The organism is Halorubellus litoreus, from assembly GCF_037081675.1.
Lineage (GTDB): Archaea > Halobacteriota > Halobacteria > Halobacteriales > Natrialbaceae > Halorubellus > Halorubellus litoreus.
Map to the genome: position 1 here is coordinate 1 of NZ_JAZAQL010000005.1, position 16,836 is coordinate 16,836.

The 16,836-nt window shown below is 66.1% G+C and carries 18 protein-coding genes, 1 tRNA gene and 1 other RNA gene; 8 read left to right on the plus strand and 12 right to left on the minus strand.

What is annotated here, in order from left to right; all coding sequences use genetic code 11:
- The first annotated feature begins 457 nt into the window (after positions 1 to 457).
- Positions 458 to 868, plus strand: a complete 411-nt coding sequence (locus tag VYJ16_RS19315) for a hypothetical protein (protein ID WP_336351962.1) — start codon at positions 458 to 460, stop codon at positions 866 to 868.
- Between the two features lie 343 nt (positions 869 to 1,211).
- On the opposite strand, the gene VYJ16_RS19320 is transcribed toward VYJ16_RS19315, so the two are convergent.
- Both VYJ16_RS19320 and VYJ16_RS19325 read right to left on the minus strand, forming a co-directional pair.
- Positions 1,212 to 2,312, minus strand: coding sequence for a glycosyltransferase (locus VYJ16_RS19320; RefSeq protein WP_336351963.1), 1,101 nt, complete (start codon positions 2,310 to 2,312; stop codon positions 1,212 to 1,214).
- A gap of 68 nt (positions 2,313 to 2,380) precedes the next feature.
- The gene (locus tag VYJ16_RS19325) at positions 2,381 to 3,442 is read right to left on the minus strand and encodes a glycosyltransferase family 4 protein (protein WP_336351964.1); all 1,062 of its coding nucleotides are present in this window, start codon (positions 3,440 to 3,442) and stop codon (positions 2,381 to 2,383) included.
- A 200-nt stretch (positions 3,443 to 3,642) separates the two neighbouring features.
- Between VYJ16_RS19325 and VYJ16_RS19330 the strand changes: the two genes are divergently transcribed.
- The 3 genes from VYJ16_RS19330 (at position 3,643) to VYJ16_RS19340 (ending at position 5,178) form a co-directional block, all read left to right on the plus strand.
- Entirely contained in the window at positions 3,643 to 3,921 is a 279-nt protein-coding gene (locus VYJ16_RS19330) for a ribonuclease P protein component 4 (protein ID WP_336351965.1), read from the plus strand.
- Between the two features lie 118 nt (positions 3,922 to 4,039).
- Entirely contained in the window at positions 4,040 to 4,288 is a 249-nt protein-coding gene (locus VYJ16_RS19335; RefSeq protein ID WP_336351966.1) for a YhbY family RNA-binding protein, read from the plus strand.
- A gap of 38 nt (positions 4,289 to 4,326) precedes the next feature.
- Entirely contained in the window at positions 4,327 to 5,178 is an 852-nt protein-coding gene (locus VYJ16_RS19340) for a mechanosensitive ion channel family protein (RefSeq protein WP_336352249.1), read from the plus strand.
- A gap of 38 nt (positions 5,179 to 5,216) precedes the next feature.
- Here the strand turns inward: VYJ16_RS19340 and VYJ16_RS19345 are convergent, their stop codons facing one another.
- The 6 genes from VYJ16_RS19345 to VYJ16_RS19370 form a co-directional block, all read right to left on the minus strand.
- Positions 5,217 to 5,888, minus strand: a complete 672-nt coding sequence (locus VYJ16_RS19345; protein WP_336351967.1) for a DUF4396 domain-containing protein — start codon at positions 5,886 to 5,888, stop codon at positions 5,217 to 5,219.
- A 60-nt stretch (positions 5,889 to 5,948) separates the two neighbouring features.
- Positions 5,949 to 6,329, minus strand: a complete 381-nt coding sequence (locus VYJ16_RS19350) for an SHOCT domain-containing protein (protein WP_336351968.1) — start codon at positions 6,327 to 6,329, stop codon at positions 5,949 to 5,951.
- A gap of 4 nt (positions 6,330 to 6,333) precedes the next feature.
- Positions 6,334 to 9,006, minus strand: a complete 2,673-nt coding sequence (locus tag VYJ16_RS19355) for a heavy metal translocating P-type ATPase (RefSeq protein ID WP_336351969.1) — start codon at positions 9,004 to 9,006, stop codon at positions 6,334 to 6,336.
- A gap of 123 nt (positions 9,007 to 9,129) precedes the next feature.
- Positions 9,130 to 9,720: an AsnC family transcriptional regulator gene (locus VYJ16_RS19360; RefSeq protein WP_336351970.1), complete on the minus strand. Its 591-nt coding sequence runs from the start codon at positions 9,718 to 9,720 to the stop codon at positions 9,130 to 9,132.
- Between the two features lie 137 nt (positions 9,721 to 9,857).
- Positions 9,858 to 10,170: signal recognition particle sRNA (ffs, locus tag VYJ16_RS19365), an RNA gene on the minus strand.
- A gap of 136 nt (positions 10,171 to 10,306) precedes the next feature.
- Positions 10,307 to 10,750 (minus strand): DUF7548 family protein, encoded by a 444-nt coding sequence (locus tag VYJ16_RS19370; protein WP_336351971.1) that lies wholly within the window; start codon positions 10,748 to 10,750, stop codon positions 10,307 to 10,309.
- A 156-nt stretch (positions 10,751 to 10,906) separates the two neighbouring features.
- On the opposite strand from VYJ16_RS19370, the gene VYJ16_RS19375 reads away from it, so the two are divergent.
- Both VYJ16_RS19375 and VYJ16_RS19380 read left to right on the plus strand, forming a co-directional pair.
- Positions 10,907 to 11,287 carry a DUF5798 family protein gene (locus tag VYJ16_RS19375; RefSeq protein WP_336351972.1) on the plus strand — a complete coding sequence of 127 codons (381 nt, stop codon included), beginning with the start codon at positions 10,907 to 10,909 and terminating at the stop codon, positions 11,285 to 11,287.
- A gap of 86 nt (positions 11,288 to 11,373) precedes the next feature.
- Positions 11,374 to 12,354 carry a PLP-dependent cysteine synthase family protein gene (locus tag VYJ16_RS19380; protein WP_336351973.1) on the plus strand — a complete coding sequence of 327 codons (981 nt, stop codon included), beginning with the start codon at positions 11,374 to 11,376 and terminating at the stop codon, positions 12,352 to 12,354.
- A 72-nt stretch (positions 12,355 to 12,426) separates the two neighbouring features.
- On the opposite strand, the gene VYJ16_RS19385 is transcribed toward VYJ16_RS19380, so the two are convergent.
- The 3 genes from VYJ16_RS19385 to VYJ16_RS19395 form a co-directional block, all read right to left on the minus strand.
- Entirely contained in the window at positions 12,427 to 12,837 is a 411-nt protein-coding gene (locus VYJ16_RS19385; protein WP_336351974.1) for a CoA-binding protein, read from the minus strand.
- Positions 12,838 to 12,950: 113 nt separating this feature from the next.
- Positions 12,951 to 13,586, minus strand: a complete 636-nt coding sequence (locus tag VYJ16_RS19390) for an RAD55 family ATPase (RefSeq protein WP_336351975.1) — start codon at positions 13,584 to 13,586, stop codon at positions 12,951 to 12,953.
- A 151-nt stretch (positions 13,587 to 13,737) separates the two neighbouring features.
- Positions 13,738 to 14,595, minus strand: a complete 858-nt coding sequence (locus VYJ16_RS19395) for a geranylgeranylglycerol-phosphate geranylgeranyltransferase (RefSeq protein ID WP_336351976.1) — start codon at positions 14,593 to 14,595, stop codon at positions 13,738 to 13,740.
- Positions 14,596 to 14,687: 92 nt separating this feature from the next.
- Between VYJ16_RS19395 and VYJ16_RS19400 the strand changes: the two genes are divergently transcribed.
- Both VYJ16_RS19400 and VYJ16_RS19405 read left to right on the plus strand, forming a co-directional pair.
- Positions 14,688 to 14,762, plus strand: a tRNA-Arg gene (locus VYJ16_RS19400).
- 295 nt (positions 14,763 to 15,057) lie between these two features.
- Positions 15,058 to 15,921, plus strand: a complete 864-nt coding sequence (locus VYJ16_RS19405; protein WP_336351977.1) for a DUF2250 domain-containing protein — start codon at positions 15,058 to 15,060, stop codon at positions 15,919 to 15,921.
- A gap of 39 nt (positions 15,922 to 15,960) precedes the next feature.
- Here VYJ16_RS19405 and VYJ16_RS19410 read toward each other — a convergent pair whose 3' ends face one another.
- The gene (locus tag VYJ16_RS19410; RefSeq protein WP_336351978.1) at positions 15,961 to 16,788 is read right to left on the minus strand and encodes a hypothetical protein; all 828 of its coding nucleotides are present in this window, start codon (positions 16,786 to 16,788) and stop codon (positions 15,961 to 15,963) included.
- Positions 16,789 to 16,836 lie beyond the last annotated feature (48 nt).

The window sequence follows — 16,836 nt, forward strand, 5'->3', positions numbered from 1 at the left end:
CTATTCATACTTTGAGCCTGCCACCCCTGTTGTGGGGTGGTGGGCTTTTTGTCTTTACAGAGGGAGTGGTGATGCTGGTCTGGGTTGTGCGTGTGTGTGTTGTTCGATGAGTGGTGATGCTGGTCTGGATTGTGCGTGGGTGTGTTGTTCGATGAGTGGCGATGCTGGTCTGGGTTGTGCGTGGGTGTGTTGTTCGATGAGTGGCGACGCTGTCGGTGAAGTTGCGTGGTGGGGGACAGCTGTGGGCCTCGTCCTCCCCAGCCGACACTGCGGGGCCGGGCTCGCGGTGCTCGCCCGGCCCGGGCGGTGTCCCTCGCACGCGTCGACGCACCGTCTCGCCGTGGGCTCGACGGTGCGGTCGGCTCGCGCGCCGTGCCGGTGGTTGGGGTTGTGTTTCGTGGGTGGTGGATGGGTGGGGACGAAAACCCTTTTCGGCGGGGAGTGCGGAGTGTGTGGTATGGCAGACGAGAACTCTGAGAACGGTGATGAGGCGGCGAGTGAGGATTCTGAGGAGAAGTCGTTCCGTGAGCGAGTGGAGGAGATCCGTGAGCGTCGTGAGGAGGAGGGTGACGAGGAGCGACGGGAGCGGATGGAGGAGATGATGGGTGGTGAAGGTGGTCCTGGTGGGATGGGTGGCGGTCCCGGCGGGATGGGCGGCGGTGGCGGGAATCCGTTCGCGCAGATGATGGGTGGGATGATGGGTGGTGGTCCCGGTGGTGGCGGTCCTGGTGGGATGGGTGGTGGACCTGGTGCGCAGGAGGATTCGGGGAACGAGGAGCTCGTGCGGGAGATCCGCCAGATGCGTGATGAGATGCGTGATCAGACGCGTGCGCTGAAGCGGATCGCGGACGCGCTCGAGGACGACTGAGTCGCTGGCTGCGGTCGCGTTCTTCTCGGTTCGTTAACATCTAGCGGCAGCGCTATTACTGTGGGGGTGTGTGTCGTGGGGAAGGATGTCGTTGTCCGTGTTGGTGGTGGGGGTGGTGTTGCTGGTGGTGCCGCGGTGGTACGCGGTGTCGGGAGCGTGTGGAGTGGTTGGGTTCTCGGTGGTGGTTGCGGGTCCTGTGGTGGGTGCTGGTGCGAGCGGGGCGCTCGTGGTGGTGTCGACGTGTGCGATGGTGGTTGGTGTGCTTGCGCTCTGTGAGGGGCTCGCGGTGGGGTTGTCGTTCGCGCCCGGTGAGTTCCGCGTGACGGTCTATCTGTGGGGTTTTCTACGTGATGGTGTGGTAGTGGGTGCGGAGTTCGGTGACGGCGTGTTCGATGCTGAAGGTGTCTCGGCGGTCGAGGCAGTTCGCTGCGAGGCGGTCGTGGTCGTCGAGTGTGCGTTCGATGGCGGTCTGGAAGCCGTCGATGTCGCCTGGTTCGTAGTGGTAGCCGGTCTCGCCGTGTTCGATGGTGTCGGCGAGTGCGCCGGCGTCGATGCCGGCGACGGGGGTGCCGCAGGCGTTGGCTTCGAGCGCGACGAGCCCCTGCGTTTCGACGGGTGAGGGGAACGCGAACGCGTCGAGTGCGGTGTAGAACGCTGGGAGGTCGCTGCGGTCGAGGAACCCGAGGAAGCGGACGTCGACGTCGGCCGTTCTGGCGCGGGTTTCGAGGTCGTCGCGGGCGGGGCCGTCGCCGCCGAAGACGACGGTGACGTCGTCCATGCCGTCGGTGGCGTCGATGATGTCTTCGAGGCGTTTCTCGTAGCCGTGGCGGCCGGTGTACCCGATGAGTGTGCCGTCGAGGTCGAAGCGCTCGCGGAAGGCGTCGCCGTCGGTGGGTTGGAATCGGTCGGTGTCGATGCCGTTGGAGACGACGTGGACGGGCGTGGTGACGTCGAGGTCGTCGACGAGGTGGCGTTTCGTCGGTTCGCTCGGGGTGATGACGAGGTCGGCGTGCTCGTAGTACCAGTGTTCGTAGGTCTCGCTCGCGGTGGAGAGGCCTGCGAGGACGCTGTCGTTGGAGGAGATGTATTCGGCGTATTCGGCTGTCGGGGTGTGGTAGGAGGCGACGAGTGGGAGGTCGTGTTTCTTCGCGTATCGGCGGGCGGCGAGTCCGAGCCCGAATGCGGTGTGGGCGTGGACGACGTCGGCGCGTGGGACGGTCTTGGGGACGCGTGGTGCGCCGACGCGGACGCCGTCGTAGAACGGGAACGGGAGGGAGCGAACGGGGTGTTCGCGTGCGTTGGGCGTGTATTCGTCGGTCCCGGGGTAGACGACGTCCATGCGGCCGTGGTGGTCGTTCCAGTGGTCGCGCCAGGCTTCGATGGTGTACGTGACGCCGTTCACCGTGGGGTGGTAGGTGTCGGTGAAGGCGGCGACCCGTGTCATTGTTGGCGAAAGTGTGTTCGGTGGCTTAGTGGCTTCGATAGTCCGCGAGCCGTCACGTCGGCGACGCGTCAGTCGTCGATGACGCGCCGGTACGCGTCGACGAGACGGTTCCCGACGTGGTCGAGCGAGTGCTCTTGGACGGTCTCCTTGGCGTTCTCGCCGAGGCGTTCGCGGAGGGCGGGGTCGTCGGCGAGGCGGTCGACGGCGTCGACGAACTCGTCGAAGTCCGAGCAGAGGATGGCGTCTTCGCCGTCGGTGAAGTACTCGCGGAACACGGGGATGTCGCGGAGGACGCAGGCTTTCCCGCAGCTCATCGCTTCGAGGACGACGAGTCCTTGGTTCTCGACTTTCGCGGGGAAGCAGAAGATGTCGCCGGCGCCGAACGCCATGCGTTTGTCGTCGACCCAGCCGGTGAACGTGACGTTCTCGGGTGGGTCCTGGGTCCACTTGCGGGTGGTCTTGCTGGCTTGCGGGCCGTCGTCGTAGTGCCCGAACCACGCGTAGTCGTGGTCGGTGGCTTTCGCGAGTTCGCAGAACGTGGTGAGGCCTTTGCGTTCGAAGACGTTCCCGACGGCGAAGACGACGGTGCCGTCGAGGTCGTATTCGTCGCGCGTTTCGTCGCGGAAGCGTTCGTGGCCGTCGAGGCTGTCGACGTCGATGCCGTTCGTGATCGGTTCGATGGGGGCGTCGACGGGGTAGGATTCGAGGATGCCTTTCGTGTATTCGCTCGGGCAGAGGACGAGGTCTGCTTGCGAGTAGAAGCGTTTGAGGTAGGCTTTGAGTGCGGGGGCGACGGCGTTCGAGAATCGGAAGCTGTCGCGGAAGTCCTCGGCGGTGACGTGCGTGTGGAGGACGAGTGGAACGTCGTTCGCTTTGGCGTGGCGGGCGAGTGCGAGGCTGACGGGGCCGGCCATGTTGAGGTGTGCGACGTCGTAGTCCTCGAAGAACGATTCTTCGAAGGCGAGGTTCGCGAACGCGGCGTCGAGGGCGTTGCCGTCTCGCCAGGGGCTCGTGATGACGTCGACGTCGGCGTCGGCGCGTGCGAGTGATTTCCGTTGTTGGGCGGCGGCGGTACCCATGCCCGACCGATGGAGTTGGGATTCGAGTTCGAGGTGATTGAGGACGCGCATCCGTTTGTGGTCGCTGGTCGGTGGGTGCGTGTAGTCTTTCCGGATTGCGTTGCTCGTGCGCCCACGCGACGACGTGTCCGTGGTATATGCGTGTCTGAGCGGAACGTGTCCGTGGTATATGCGTGTCTGAGCGAAGGGTGTGAGTGATTCGGGCGGGTGCGAGGAAGAACGTTTACCCGGGTGAGTCTGGTATTGGTGGTATGAACGTCGCTGCGGAGCGGATCGAGCGGTTGCACGTGCTGGCGCGGGAGGCGACGGTTGTGGGGGAGGCAGAGCGCGCTCGCGAGTACGTGCGGTTGGCGCGCCGGCTCGCTGAACGCCAGCGGTTGTCGCTTCCGCGGGACTTCCGTCGGTTCACGTGCGACGACTGCGATGCGTTCCTCCGGCCGGGCCGGAACGCTCGCGTGCGCACGCGGTCCGGGCACGTCGTGGTGACGTGTGACTGTGGGTCGCAGGCGCGGTATCCGTACGACGAGTGAGCGAGTGCTGGCGGGAAGCGTGCGTCGACGGGTGAGCGTCCGCGTGGGCAGCGGGCGTCCCTGCTACTGATTCGGCTAAGGGTTTAAGCCGCGCCCGCGTTTACGCTACCAGACGACTATGAACGACGAGGAGATGCGGAAGGAGGCCCACGAGTTGGACGTGACGGTGTGGGTTGGGAAGGCAGGTATCGAGTCGGTGGTCGACGAGCTCTCGGACCAGTTGGCGGCTCGCGATATGGTGAAGGTGAAGTTCCTTCGGGCGGCGAGGGGTGGGACGTCGACCGAGGAGCTCGCGGAGGAGCTCGCGGAGTTGACGAACGCGGAGCTCTTCGAGACCCGCGGGAACACGGGGGTGCTGTATCGGTGATTCAGCTGCAGACTGGGCTGTCGGGGTTAGCGAAGACGATGAACGACCTCGGGATTCCGGAGGCGTACGCGGAGACGGTTGCGGACGGTATCCTGTTCGTGGTGGCGTTCGTCGCAGTGGTCGTCGTCGGGCGCGTCCTCGTGCTCCCGTTGGTCGACCGACTGCTGGACCGTCGCGGGCTGGACCGGCACGCGAAGGTTCCCTTGAAGAAGCTCGTGAACTTCGCGGTGTACTTCGCGGCGCTCGGCGTGGCGTTCGCGTTCGCGGGGTTCGGGAACATCCTGACGGCGCTGGCGACGATCGGTGCGGCGGCGACGCTCGCGATCGGGTTCGCGATGCAGGACGTGATCGCGAACTTCGTCGCGGGTATCTTCATCTTCACGGACAAGCCGTTCCGCATCGGCGACTGGATCGAGTGGGATGGTCATTCGGGTGTCGTTGAGGACATCAGTCTGCGCGTGAGTCGCGTGCGGACGTTCGACAACGAGCTGTTGACGGTACCGAATTCGCAACTCACGGACGGCGTCATCAAGAATCCGGTTGCGAAGGACAAGCTCCGCATGCAGTTCCTGTTCGGTATCGGGTACGGTGACGACATCGACGAGGCGACGGACATCATCCTCGAGGAGGCCGAGGCGCACGACGGTATCCTCGCGGACCCGGAGCCGTCGGTCCGATTGACGGAGCTCGGTGATTCGTCGGTCGGCCTGAAGTCTCGCGTCTGGATCGCGGACCCGGCGCGCTCGGACTTCGTGCGGGTGCGCGGTGAGTACGTGCAGGCGGTCAAGGAGCGGTTCGACGACGCGGGCATCGACATCCCGTTCCCGAACCGCGAGCTGTCGGGGACGCTCGACGTCTCCGAGGAAGTGGTGACGGCGGCGGACGACTGACGGCGCTGCGACCGGTCTTTCTTCGCTGTTCGACGCCCCTAGCTGGGGGTGGCGCGGTCGCGCGGGTTCGCCATGCCGTCCTTGACGCCGTGGTGGACGAGTGCGACGTTGACGGGGTAGGCGACGACGAGGCCGACGGTGAGCGAGAACGCGAGCGCGCTCCAGAACAGCGGTTCGGTGATGGTCGCGCCTTCGGCGAGGTAGATGTCGGTGCCGATGGCGGCGACCTCCATGACGGTGATGGACGGTGTCTCGGTGATGATGGCGTCGCGGAAGGCGTCGCCGAACGCGACGCCGTCCTGCATCATCGGGCCGACGGTGAGCGCGACCCCGAACGTGTACGCGGCGGTGAACGTGACGGCGATGACTCCGAGCTGGTGGAGTGCGAGGATGCCTGCGGCGAGCGTGATGCCGAGGACTTCACCGGCGCCGCAGCCGGAGTAGCAGTGTGCGACCGAGCGCGCGCTCCGCCGCCACAGCGAGTCCCGGGCTATCTGTTTCCGGCCGGCCCACGCGTAGACGGCGAGGCCGAGCGGTCCGGAGTACAGGACGGTGAGCGTCCAGACGAACTGCATGAGGCTCGCGATCTCGTCGTTGTTCTCGCGGACGTCGTACCAGAGGACGGCGAGGGAGGCGAGTACGACGACCGCCCACGCGTACAGTGCGGTGGTGTTCGTGAGGACGTCGCGGAGCAGTGCTTCGACGGCCATGTTCGCGTGTCGCGGTGCCGGCCGGAACTGGGTTCGTGCTAGGCGGCTAGGCTCGCCGGGTCAGTTCTCGTTCTCGAGGCGGTCCTTGCGGCGTTCGTACTCGTCGTCGTCGAGGTCGCCGCGCGCGTACGCGGCACGGAGTTCGTCGAGCGCGCGGTCGTGCTGGTCGCGAGTGACGGCGCGGTAGAGGAGGTAGCCGCCGGCGACGACGAGCGCGACGAACGCGAGCTGGGATGCGATGCCGACGAGCGCGAACCACACGGGGAGGGTGCCGTCGAAGCGACCGTCGTGCATTCCGCCGCCCCACATCCAGCCGTCCATCGGCATCCCCCACATGCCGCCGCCCATGCCGCCGAGGGCGAACGCGAGCAGCGGTGCGGCGAACAGGACGAGCAGTGCGAGACCGCCGACGGCGAGCGCGAGCTTGGTGTTTCGGTGCATTGTGTCAGGGTTTGAGGAAGCCCAGTAGTTCGTAGTCCTCGTCGGGGTCGTACCGACGGAACAGGAGGCTGTTCGCGAGCACGCTCACCGAGGACAGCGCCATGGCGCCGGCGGCGAGCACGGGTTGGAGGAACCCGAGCGAGGCGAGCGGTATCATCGCGGTGTTGTAGCCGAGCGCCCAGAACAGGTTCTGTTTGATCTTCGCGAGGCTGCCTTCGCTGACGCGGATGGCTTTGAGGACGTCCATGGGGTCGTCGCGCATGAGGGTGACGTCGGCGGCTTCGATGGCGACGTCGGTCCCGGACCCGATGGCGACGCCGACGAACGCGGTCGCGAGCGCGGGCGCGTCGTTGACGCCGTCGCCGACCATCATCGCTCGGGTGCCGTCGTCCTGGATGGCGTCGACGGCGTCGGCCTTGTCCTCGGGGAGGACGCCCGCGCGGACGTTCCCGGGGTCGATGCCGAGGTCGTCGGCGACGGCACGCGCGGTGCGTTCGTTGTCGCCGGTGATCATGTGGACGTCGAGGCCGCGGTCGTGGAGTGCGGCGACGGCGGCTTTCGACGAGTCTTTGACGGTGTCGGCGTCGGCGAGGACGCCCACGAGGCGGCCGTCGACGGCGACGAGCATCGCGGTCTTCCCGTCGGCTTCCAGTCCCTCGCGGGCGTCGTCGCCCGGCGTGGGGTCGACGTCGTGCTCGCGGAGGAGCGTCGTGTTCCCGACGAGGACGTCCTGCCCGTCGACGGTGGCGCGGACGCCCTTCCCGGCGACGTTCTCGAAGTCTTCGGGGTCCGCGACGTCGAGGCCGCGGTCGCGGGCGCCGTCGACGATGGCGTCGGCGAGCGGGTGACTGCTCGCGGATTCGGCGCTCGCGGCGAGCCGGAGGACCTCGTCCTCGTCGAACGACGCTTCGTCCTTCGCGGCGACCGTTCCGCCGTCGGCGGCTGCGTCACCGCCGTCGGCGCGTGCGCCGGTGTCGTCGAGTGCCACGACGTCGGTGAGCGTCATCTCGCCCTTCGTGAGCGTCCCGGTCTTGTCGAAGACGACGGCGTCGGTGTCCTTGACGCGCTCCAGGATGTCGCCGCCCTTGAACAGGACGCCGTTCCTGGCGCCGATGCTGGTGCCGACCATCGTCGCCGCGGGCGTCGCCAGGCCGAGCGCGCACGGGCACGCGATGAGGACCGCGGACGCGAACACGACGACGGCGAACTCGAGGACGCCGACGCCACCGGCGCCGCCTGCGCCGGCGACGGGGCCGCCGCCGACGAGCCCCCACGGGAGGAGGCCGCCGACGAGGTCGACCATGAACTGCGGGGCGAGCCCCCAGACGACCGCCCAGAAGAGCGCGTTCACGATGACGGCGGGGACGAAGTACGCGCTGATGCGGTCGGCGACGTTCTGGATGTCGGGCTGCCTGGATTGGGCGTCCTTGACGGTCTGGACGATCTGCTGGATGGCGGTGTCTTTGCCGACCTTCGTCGCTTCGACGACGAGGACGCCGTTCTCGTTGATCGTTGAGCCGACGACGTCGTCGCCGGGCTCCTTCGAGACCGGGACGGATTCGCCGGTGACCATGGACTCGTCGACCGCGCTCTGCCCGTCGACGACGACGCCGTCGGTCGGTATCTGCTCGCCGGGTTTGACCTTCATGCGGTCGCCGACGGAGATGTCCTCGACGGGGACTTCGCGTTCGTTCCCGTCGTCGTCGACGAGGATGGCGGTGTCGGCCTCCATCTCGAGGAGCTCGCGGAGTGCGTCACCGGCTTGGCCCTTCGAGCGCGCTTCGAGGTAGTTCCCGAGCGTGATGAACACGAGGATGAGCGCGGCGGTGTCGAAGTAGAACCCGGCACCGGGGAACCCGAGGAGGCGCGCGACCGAGTAGAGGTACGCGGTCGAGGAGCCGAGGGCGATGAGGACGTCCATGTTCGCGGTGCGGTTCTTCACGAGCGCGGTGTAGGAGTTCTCGTAGAACTCCTTCCCGAGCGCGTACTGGACGGGCGTCGCGAGCGCGAACCCGAGCCACTCGAACCGGATGCCGAGGCCGGGAATCGTGTCCGGGAGGAGGTCGGGCGCGAACAGGTGCGCGGCGAGCATCCCGAGGAGCGGGGTGGAGAGGACCGCGCCGAATATCGTGAGGCGCTTCTGGCGCTCGATCTCCTCGCGGCGCGCGACGTCCGCGGCGGACTCCTCGCGCTCGCCGCGCCCGGACTCGCCGTCGCCGTCCGCGCCGCCGCTCTCGCCGTCGCCGCTCCCGGCGCTGTCGCGGACCGGCGAGTAGCCGGCGTCCTCGATGGCGTCGTAGAGCGTGGCGCGGTCGACCGCGTCGGGCGCGTACTCGACGGTCGCTTCGTCGGTCGCGTAGTTCACCGACGCGTCGACAACGCCCGGTACCTCGAGGAGGCGGTCGTGGATGGTGTCAGCGCAGTTCGAGCACGACATGTCCGTGACCGCGACCGTGACGGTGTCCGTGATCGGCGTGTAGCCCGCGTCCTCGATCGCGTCGAAGATGGCCGCGAGCGTCGTCTCGTCGTCGTCGTAGGTGACGCGCCCGCCGTCGGTCGCGAAGTTCACCGACGCGTCGACGACGCCGTCGACGCCCTCGACGGCCGACGCGACCGTCTCCGAGCAGTTCGCGCAGGACATCCCCGTGATGTCGACGTGGACGGTTCGTTCTGTCATAGGTACTAGTACGGGTTCCTCTTTCAACCGGTTTGTTCTTCCAGTCCGTTCGTCGCAGCGGGCTCGAACTTAGGAACCCAAAGTCACCGGGCGTCACCGGCGGTCACGTGGGACGGCTCTCCGTCAGGCGGCGTCGCTGAAGTCCTCGTAGCGGTCGACGAACGCGCGCTCGCACGACGAACAGCAGAACCGGTAGCTGTCGTCGCCGAGCGTCGCGCTCGTCCCCTCGCTCGTGACGGTGTTCCCGCACTCCGCGCACGACACCGCGAAGTCGGTCGCGCCCACGGACTGCGTCCACTCGACGTCCGCGAGGAGGGTCACCGCGACCGCCTCGAAGTCGCTCGGGTCGAGCACGTCCTCCACCCAGCGGTACGCGTCCGAGCTCGGAAGCGACGCCTGTACGACGACGTCCCCGCTCGCGGTCGTGAACACGTGCTCGACGGGTTCGGTCGCTCGGAACGCGTCCCGGACCGCTTCTCGACGGCCGGACGCAACCGTGACGTCGACGAGCACCTGAACGCCGTCCCGAAGCTGTGACCGGTCCACGTCCACCGTGAACCCCCGAAGCACGCCCGCTTCCTCCAGCTTCCGGACGCGCTCGGAGACCGCCGGCCCAGACCGCCCGACGACGTCACCGATGTCGCTGTACGCGCGACGCGCATCGTCGGCGAGCAACTCGAGGATCTCCATGTCGATGTCGTCCAGGTCGCGCATACCAACACGGACGCACCACGCACAGAAACACCTTCGGCCGCGAAAGCTCGCGAGCACGCTCGCTTTGGAATCCAATGCCCATCCGGACGAACTGCCGAGGTCATAGCGTCCGCTCGCGAGTCGTAGAAGCGGTATGAATGTGGACGCCTGAGATTGCACGGCGTTCCCGAACGGGGGGTCCCGGTTGCCTCCTCCACCCCGCGACCCGTCGAGCGATCGCTGTCCGGCGGTGGGCTGCTCACTTCCGTGCCTGACCCATTACCACCGACTAACGTCGGGAACGCCGTCCCTGCGGACGACGCCCGACGACCGCCATCCCCGACGGACGAGGCTTCTATGTCAGCTCCCGGGGCCCGCTCGGGTCTGTCCGCACGCGCCCAGGGTTCAGTCCCCCCTGAAGACCATACCGGGGGTAGCGAGCAGGGCCTAACTGCCCGACCTAGTCCACTCCAGAGTAACCGCCTCGCCGGTAAGTGCCTTTCGACTCACTGCGAGAAATCGGTGCCGGCGTCGACGTCGGCGTCGGCGCTATCGACTCGACGCGGTCGACGGCCACGAGTCGGGCCGCAGCGGGCGGAGTCGGGAGTCAGGACGCTGGCTCGGGTCTCGGGCGGAGGACGCCGATGGCGTCCGCGAACCAGAGCGCGCCGCCGAGGATGCCGACCGCGGCGGCGAGCAGCACCCACCGGTGGTACGCGAGCCACGCCGCCGTCGAGAGGCTCCCGACGAGGTCGGCGACCCCGCCGAACGCCCACATCGCGGTCAGGAGTACGACCATGAACCCGACGACGAGCGCAACGCCCGCCGCGATGTCCGGCGCCGTCCGCCCCTGCCGACCGGCTGCGAGGACGATGAGTGCGACGAGCGCGAGCACCGCGATGTACGGCGGGCCGACGACCCCGAACTCCGTGTAGTACGTCTGGACGGCACTCCCGGGGACGCCACCCGCGACGTACGGAACGATCATCCCGGCCGCGTACGCGGCCGCCGACACGACGCCGACCGTCGCCGGCGTTTCCACCTCGACCATACCGGGGAGTCCGCCCCGCACCCCGTTAAGTACCACGTTGTCGAACCGTCGGCGTTCGCCGGGTCGGTCGCGTCAACTGCTGGAACTGGTTGCGTGCGGTGCGGGCTGTGAACGCGAAGGGGAAGGCACTACTGCGTGGCTCGCTTGCTCTCGCGCATGGGACTCGGCTCGACCGCGAAGAAGATCCAGACGCTTGCCGACCGAGCTGAACAGCTGTACGTGAAACTGAAGGAGGTCCACGAGCGCGTCGTCAGCGTCGAGGACACCGTCGACGACACGCAAGTGCGCGTGAAGGAACTGGAGAACGCCGTCGAGCACCAGCGCGTCGTCATCGAGGCGCTCGCGGAGGACCGCGGTATCGACGTGGACGCGGTCGTCGCCGAGGCCGCCATCGAGGACGCCGACGATGCGACCGACGAGGGAACGGGCGCCGAATCGACCGACGAGGGAACGGGCGTCGAAGCGAGCGAGGACGACGCGACGGACGTCTCGCACGACGACGCGGCCGCGACGACCGACGGGAACTCGAACGCCTGAGTCGTCCCCGCCGCGGAAGGTCACGACCGACAGTCGCCTCGCGGAATGAGAAGGACATAACACAGCCGGCAACGTTTGCCAACGCGATGACCACGTACCGCGAACCCCTCGCGTCGGTGAACGACACCGTCGGCGAGACGCCGCTCGTCCGCGTGCAGGCCTCGCCAGACGACGTGCCCGTGTACGCGAAGCTCGAATCGTTCAATCCCGGCGCGAGCATCAAGGACCGCATCGGGAAGTACATGCTCGAAGCGATGCTCGACGACGGCACGCTCGAACCCGGTGGGACCGTCATCGAACCGACCGCCGGCAACACCGGTATCGGGTTCGCGACCGCAGCGACGCAACTCGACGTGCAGGCGATGTTCGTCGTCCCCGAACGGTTCAGTCTCGAGAAGCAACAGCTCATGCGTGCACTCGGCGCCGAAGTCATCAACACGCCGACCGAGGACGGGATGGGTGGCGCGATAGACCGCGCGCACCAGCTCGCCGAGGAGCTCGACAACGCGGTCGTCCCACAACAGTTCAAGAATCCGCTGAACGTCGAAGCGCACTACGAGACCACCGGGCCGGAGGTCCACGAGGCGCTCGACGGCGAGGTCGGCGCGGTCGTCGCCGGCTGCGGGACCGCTGGAACGCTCATGGGGATGGCGCAGTACCTCCGCGAGCAGAACGACGACGTCGTCGTCGCCGCGGTCGAACCACAGGGTTCGATGTACTCGGCGTTCTTCGGCGAGGACCCCGAGGAAGGCGAGTACAAGGTCGAAGGCATCGGGACGCACGACCCCGCGACGAACGAGCTGTTCGACCCGGACGTCGTCGACGAACTCCTCTCGTTCGACGACCGCGTCGTTCACGAGGAGATGCAGCGCCTCGCCGCCGAGGAAGGCCAGCTCGTCGCGTCCTCGGCCGCCGCGAACAGTCTCGCCGCCCGCGAGATAGCGGACCGCATCGCCGCAGGGGACCTCGACGCACCCCACGACACCGTCGTCACCGTGTTCGCGGACTCCAGCGAACGCTACCTCTCGAAAGGCGTCTACCGCGACTACGAAGAGTGGGAGGGCTGACCGCGACGCGAACGCGAAGCGCGGGGCGCGGGGCGCGAACGTGCGGCGCGACGCGGCGTCTTCGACGTCCGGTCAGTCGACGAGACGCGAATGCTCGACCTTGATGCACCTGTCCTGGACGAAGTTCCGCCCGGATTCCTCGACGCGACGGCCGGCGTCCTCGTGCGTGATACCGAGTTGCAGCCACACGGTCTCCACGTCGTCGCGTTCCAGAACCGCGTCCACGATATCGGGCGCCTCGTCGCCCGGCCGGAACACGTCCACGAGGTCGATGCGTCGGTCGACGTCCGCGAGCGAATCGACCGCGTCGATACCGAACACCTCCTCGGCGTACGGGTTCACGGGAATCACGTCGTAGCCGTGGTCGAGCAGGTACCGCGGCACGTCGTGCGCGGCCTTCCCCGGCGTCGACGAACAGCCGACGACAGCGATGGTCTCCACGTCCAGTACGTCCCGCAACGCCGAATCTGTCGAGACAGCCATGTGTAGATAGACGCTCACGGACCGCAAAAGGCTAGCGCCGTCGTGCACGCAACGGACAACGCCCCTCTGATCTGGGGCGTTCGCCCGGAGGACCGCGGCCTTCGTCCGCGCGGTCAGTTCACGCTCGGGAAGCCAGCGGTCTCGATGGTTCGCTCGCCGTCACCGTCGTCGGTCACCTCGACGACCGCATCGAACAGCTGTTTGAGGGTGTTCATCGTCTGGTCGTCGTGCGCCGTCGAGTCGATGACGTACACGCCCAAGCCGTCCGCGCTCTGCACGCGTCCCGTGAACACGTGCATGAACCGGAACACGGTCTGGAGGTCCGAGTACATCAACAACGTCGATATCGAATGCAGGAGGATGCGGTTCTGCTCGTGCCCGCGGACCTGATAGAACTCCTCCAGGAACTCCGAGAGCTTGATACCGATACCGGTCATGTCGACGGGCGAGGACGCGTACTTCACGCGTGGGTCCTCTCGGACGCTCCCGACCCCTCGCTGTTTCGTCACGCAATCCACGACGCCGACGTCGACGTCCTCGACGTCGCCGACGAACCCCGCGTAGTCCTCGAGAACCTTCTCCGCGTCGTCCTTCGTCGTCACCACGATCGACCCTTCGCCGGCTCGCGCACCGGTCGCCAGTATCTCGAATGCGATGTCGCGCTTACCCGTCAATGGCGGCCCGGCGACGAGGAGGTTCGTCCCAGCCGGCAATGGAGCGTCCGACAGTTCCTCTGGCAGTTCGTACATGGCGAATGACTATCGCAGCAGACGTCGCCCCCACCACGGCGCGCCCACGGCGCTTCGGTTGATAAGAGAATACAGTATCCAGCATATAGAAGTTTTGATTGGGTCACTTAGCCGGCTGACAGGAGGGGTGGTGTCGGTCGCTGGAACCCCGTTACGTCGGGACGATTCCCGAGGGGGCGACTCGACCGACGAGGAACGCCACGACCGCCAGGAACTGCGCGTACTTCAGGTGCGTCTGGCCGACTGTCGCGTCCTCGTACGCCTCGGACGCCGCGTACAGCATCGCCAGGTCAGCGGGAACGACGAGCGCGAGGTACGCAGCGCCGAACGTCCCGAGCACGAACGGTATCGGGCTCGCGACGACCGCCACCACCAGCGCGACCGTCGCGACGTGCAACGCGGTTCGTTCCCCCGCCGCTATCGGGAGCGTCCGCAGTCCCTCTTCGCGGTCGCCAGCCACGTCCTCGACGTCCTTGATTATCTCGCGACTCAGCGTCGACAGCGCCGCGAGCACGAACAGCACACCGGGAGCCAGCGGGGCCTCCACCGCCGCGCCACCGAACAGGAACGTACTCCCCGTGAGGTACGCGACGACGAGATTCCCCACCCCAGGCAAGCCCTTGAACCACTCCGTGTACGCGATCAACGCCAGGAGGTTCACCACCGCGATACCGATAGCGAGAACGGGGAGGACGGCCGCGGCGACGACCGCACCGACGAACAGCACCGCACTCCACGCCAACGCACCGCGCGCACTCACAGCGCCCCGCGGGATCGCTCGCTCCGGTCGGTTCACGGCGTCTATCTCCCGGTCGAAGTAATCGTTGATGGCCATCCCGGCTCCCGTCGCGAACACGGTCGCCGCGACCGCAGCACCCGTCGCCACGGGGGCGTCACCGACGCCACCGGCGACGAACGCCCCCAGGAACGTCAACACGCCAGCGGCGACCGAGTTCGACGGCCGCGTCAACTCCACCAACCCACGGCCCGTCTCGACGACACTCGACATACCCCAGTCCACCCACGGCCCCCCAAAAAGCACCCCGATTCCGCCCCGAAACCACATCATTTAAATCGCTCTGCCGACTCCCGATAGACACAGGGCGCTTAGCTCAGCCTGGACAGAGTACTTGGCTTCGGACCAAGCTGCCGCGGGTTCAAATCCTGCAGCGCCCATGATTCTGCGTGACTGGCACCATTTCGCAGACGGCAGTACGGCGTTTATAAAGGGAACCCCTCTTCGCCGATGTGATTTCATCACGCCGCGGAACGAGGGTCGCCGATGTCATGCGATTCGCCAACATTTGATTGACAGCACAGCAACATAAACCATGGGTCAGTACGAGGACCGGGTTCGAGAGACCGCCCCCGAGAAACCCAACTCAATTTGATTCCGCCATGTTCACGGGTCTGACCGCTGGCCAGCGGACACGGTGGTTTCAAACAGAAAGGCGGGCATCACACAGATAGCATGGTCTCACAGGCCGAGATCGACCGCCTCCGCCTGGAAGCCGATACGATCATGACTCGCTACCAGCGAGTCCAGCAATCATTGGAGCAAGCTCACAGCGAGTCTGGAGACCACTGGGAGTCTGGGGACCTCACCGTCACGCTCGACACACCACGAGGCGACCCGATCGACATCACGCTCGATCTCGATGCCGACCCCGCGACAAACGCGGAAGCTCGGTACGAGCGAGCGAAAGAACTCGAAGCGCACCTCGAACGCAAACAACGAATCGTCGACCAACTGGCGCCGCTCCCGGCCGACCCCGTCGCATACCTCATCTGCTATCATCTCGACGCCGTCGAAGGGAACTACCCGCGGTCGATGGCCGGTCACCTCGATGCAGAACGCAAGCACGTCGAATCGCTCTGCCAGGAAATGGAAACGGCAGGGCTGCTCGAACGCGTCGAATCCGGCACGGTCAAACAACGTCGAGTGAAAGCCAAGCAAGCCGACGAAGTCCGTCAGCATCACACGTACTACCGACTGTCGCGCGACGGTGACCATCTGCTCCGGTTCCTCGACGAACCCGACGGGCGAGTCAACGTCCTGCGGCATCTCCCCGAGGGTCGGATGCTCGTCGAACGGCTCGCGCGCGCCGGCCCGGACTGCCCGCGCACGACCGCCGAGGAGTTGGATATGGAGTTCGAACGCGTCCGCCACCTGTATCGCGCACTGCGACAGACGGGGGTGGTCACCGAGTCAGATGGCAGTACGAACAAACGGAGCGACCGGAAAGTCAAGCCCGAAGACGAAACACATCGCAACCACACGTACTACGTGGCGACGGACCACGCTGAGAAGGCGGTTCGAACGACCGAAGACTGAGACGCTCCTCCTCTGAGATACCTCCGGAGTGACGACGGTTCAGTCCACAGTCAAGGTCGCCGTATCCCGTGCGATAGTAGGGCCGTTGCAAGTATTTGGCCCGGACTCTTCACACCAGAACAACTTGACGGTCACCTCTTGCGTGTTCGAGAGCGCGGACTCCCATTCGATTCTGATGTCGTTCCGCGTTTCACCCGGTTCGAAGCGGATCCTTGGATTGGCTAGGAAGTCACCGTTCGCGTCGTACACCTGAATGATGGCTTCGACGTTCGTCTGGACTTTACTGACTGTCACGTAGGTTCCATCCGTTTCCTGGTCGTCGAGTACGACCAAGCCGGATGGTGCGGTTGTCGTTGTCTGGGTTGCACTCGTTCCTGTGACTGACAGGGTTGCAGTATCCGTCGCAATGGTCGGGCCATTGCAGGTGTCCGGACCGGATTCTTCACACCAGAACAATCTGACAGTCACCTCCGTCGAGGCCGAAAGCGTGGACTCGAAATCAATCCTGACGTCGTTCCGGGTTTCACCGGGCTCGAAACGAATGCCGGGGTTCGCAAGGAAGTCACCGTTCCCGTCATACACCTGAATGATCGCCTCGACGTTCGTCTGGACTTTAGCAACCGAGACGTAGCTCCCGTCAGTCTCCTGATCAGGGACAACCACGGACCCATTCGGCTCCTCAGCAGTGCCTTCAGTCGACGCCCCATCACCTTCATCAGTTCCTGATGCTGGCTCTTCCTCACTATCCGACACAGACGAAGCACTGGTTGCAGTCTCCGACTCAGGAGCGGTCCCACTCGCTGTCTCCGAGGTAGCCGTAGCTGATTGGTCTCCTTCATCGAGTCGAAGGCAGCCTGCTGTGAGCATTGGACTCCCAATCAAACCAGCTTTCAAAACGGAACGTCTCGAATACGT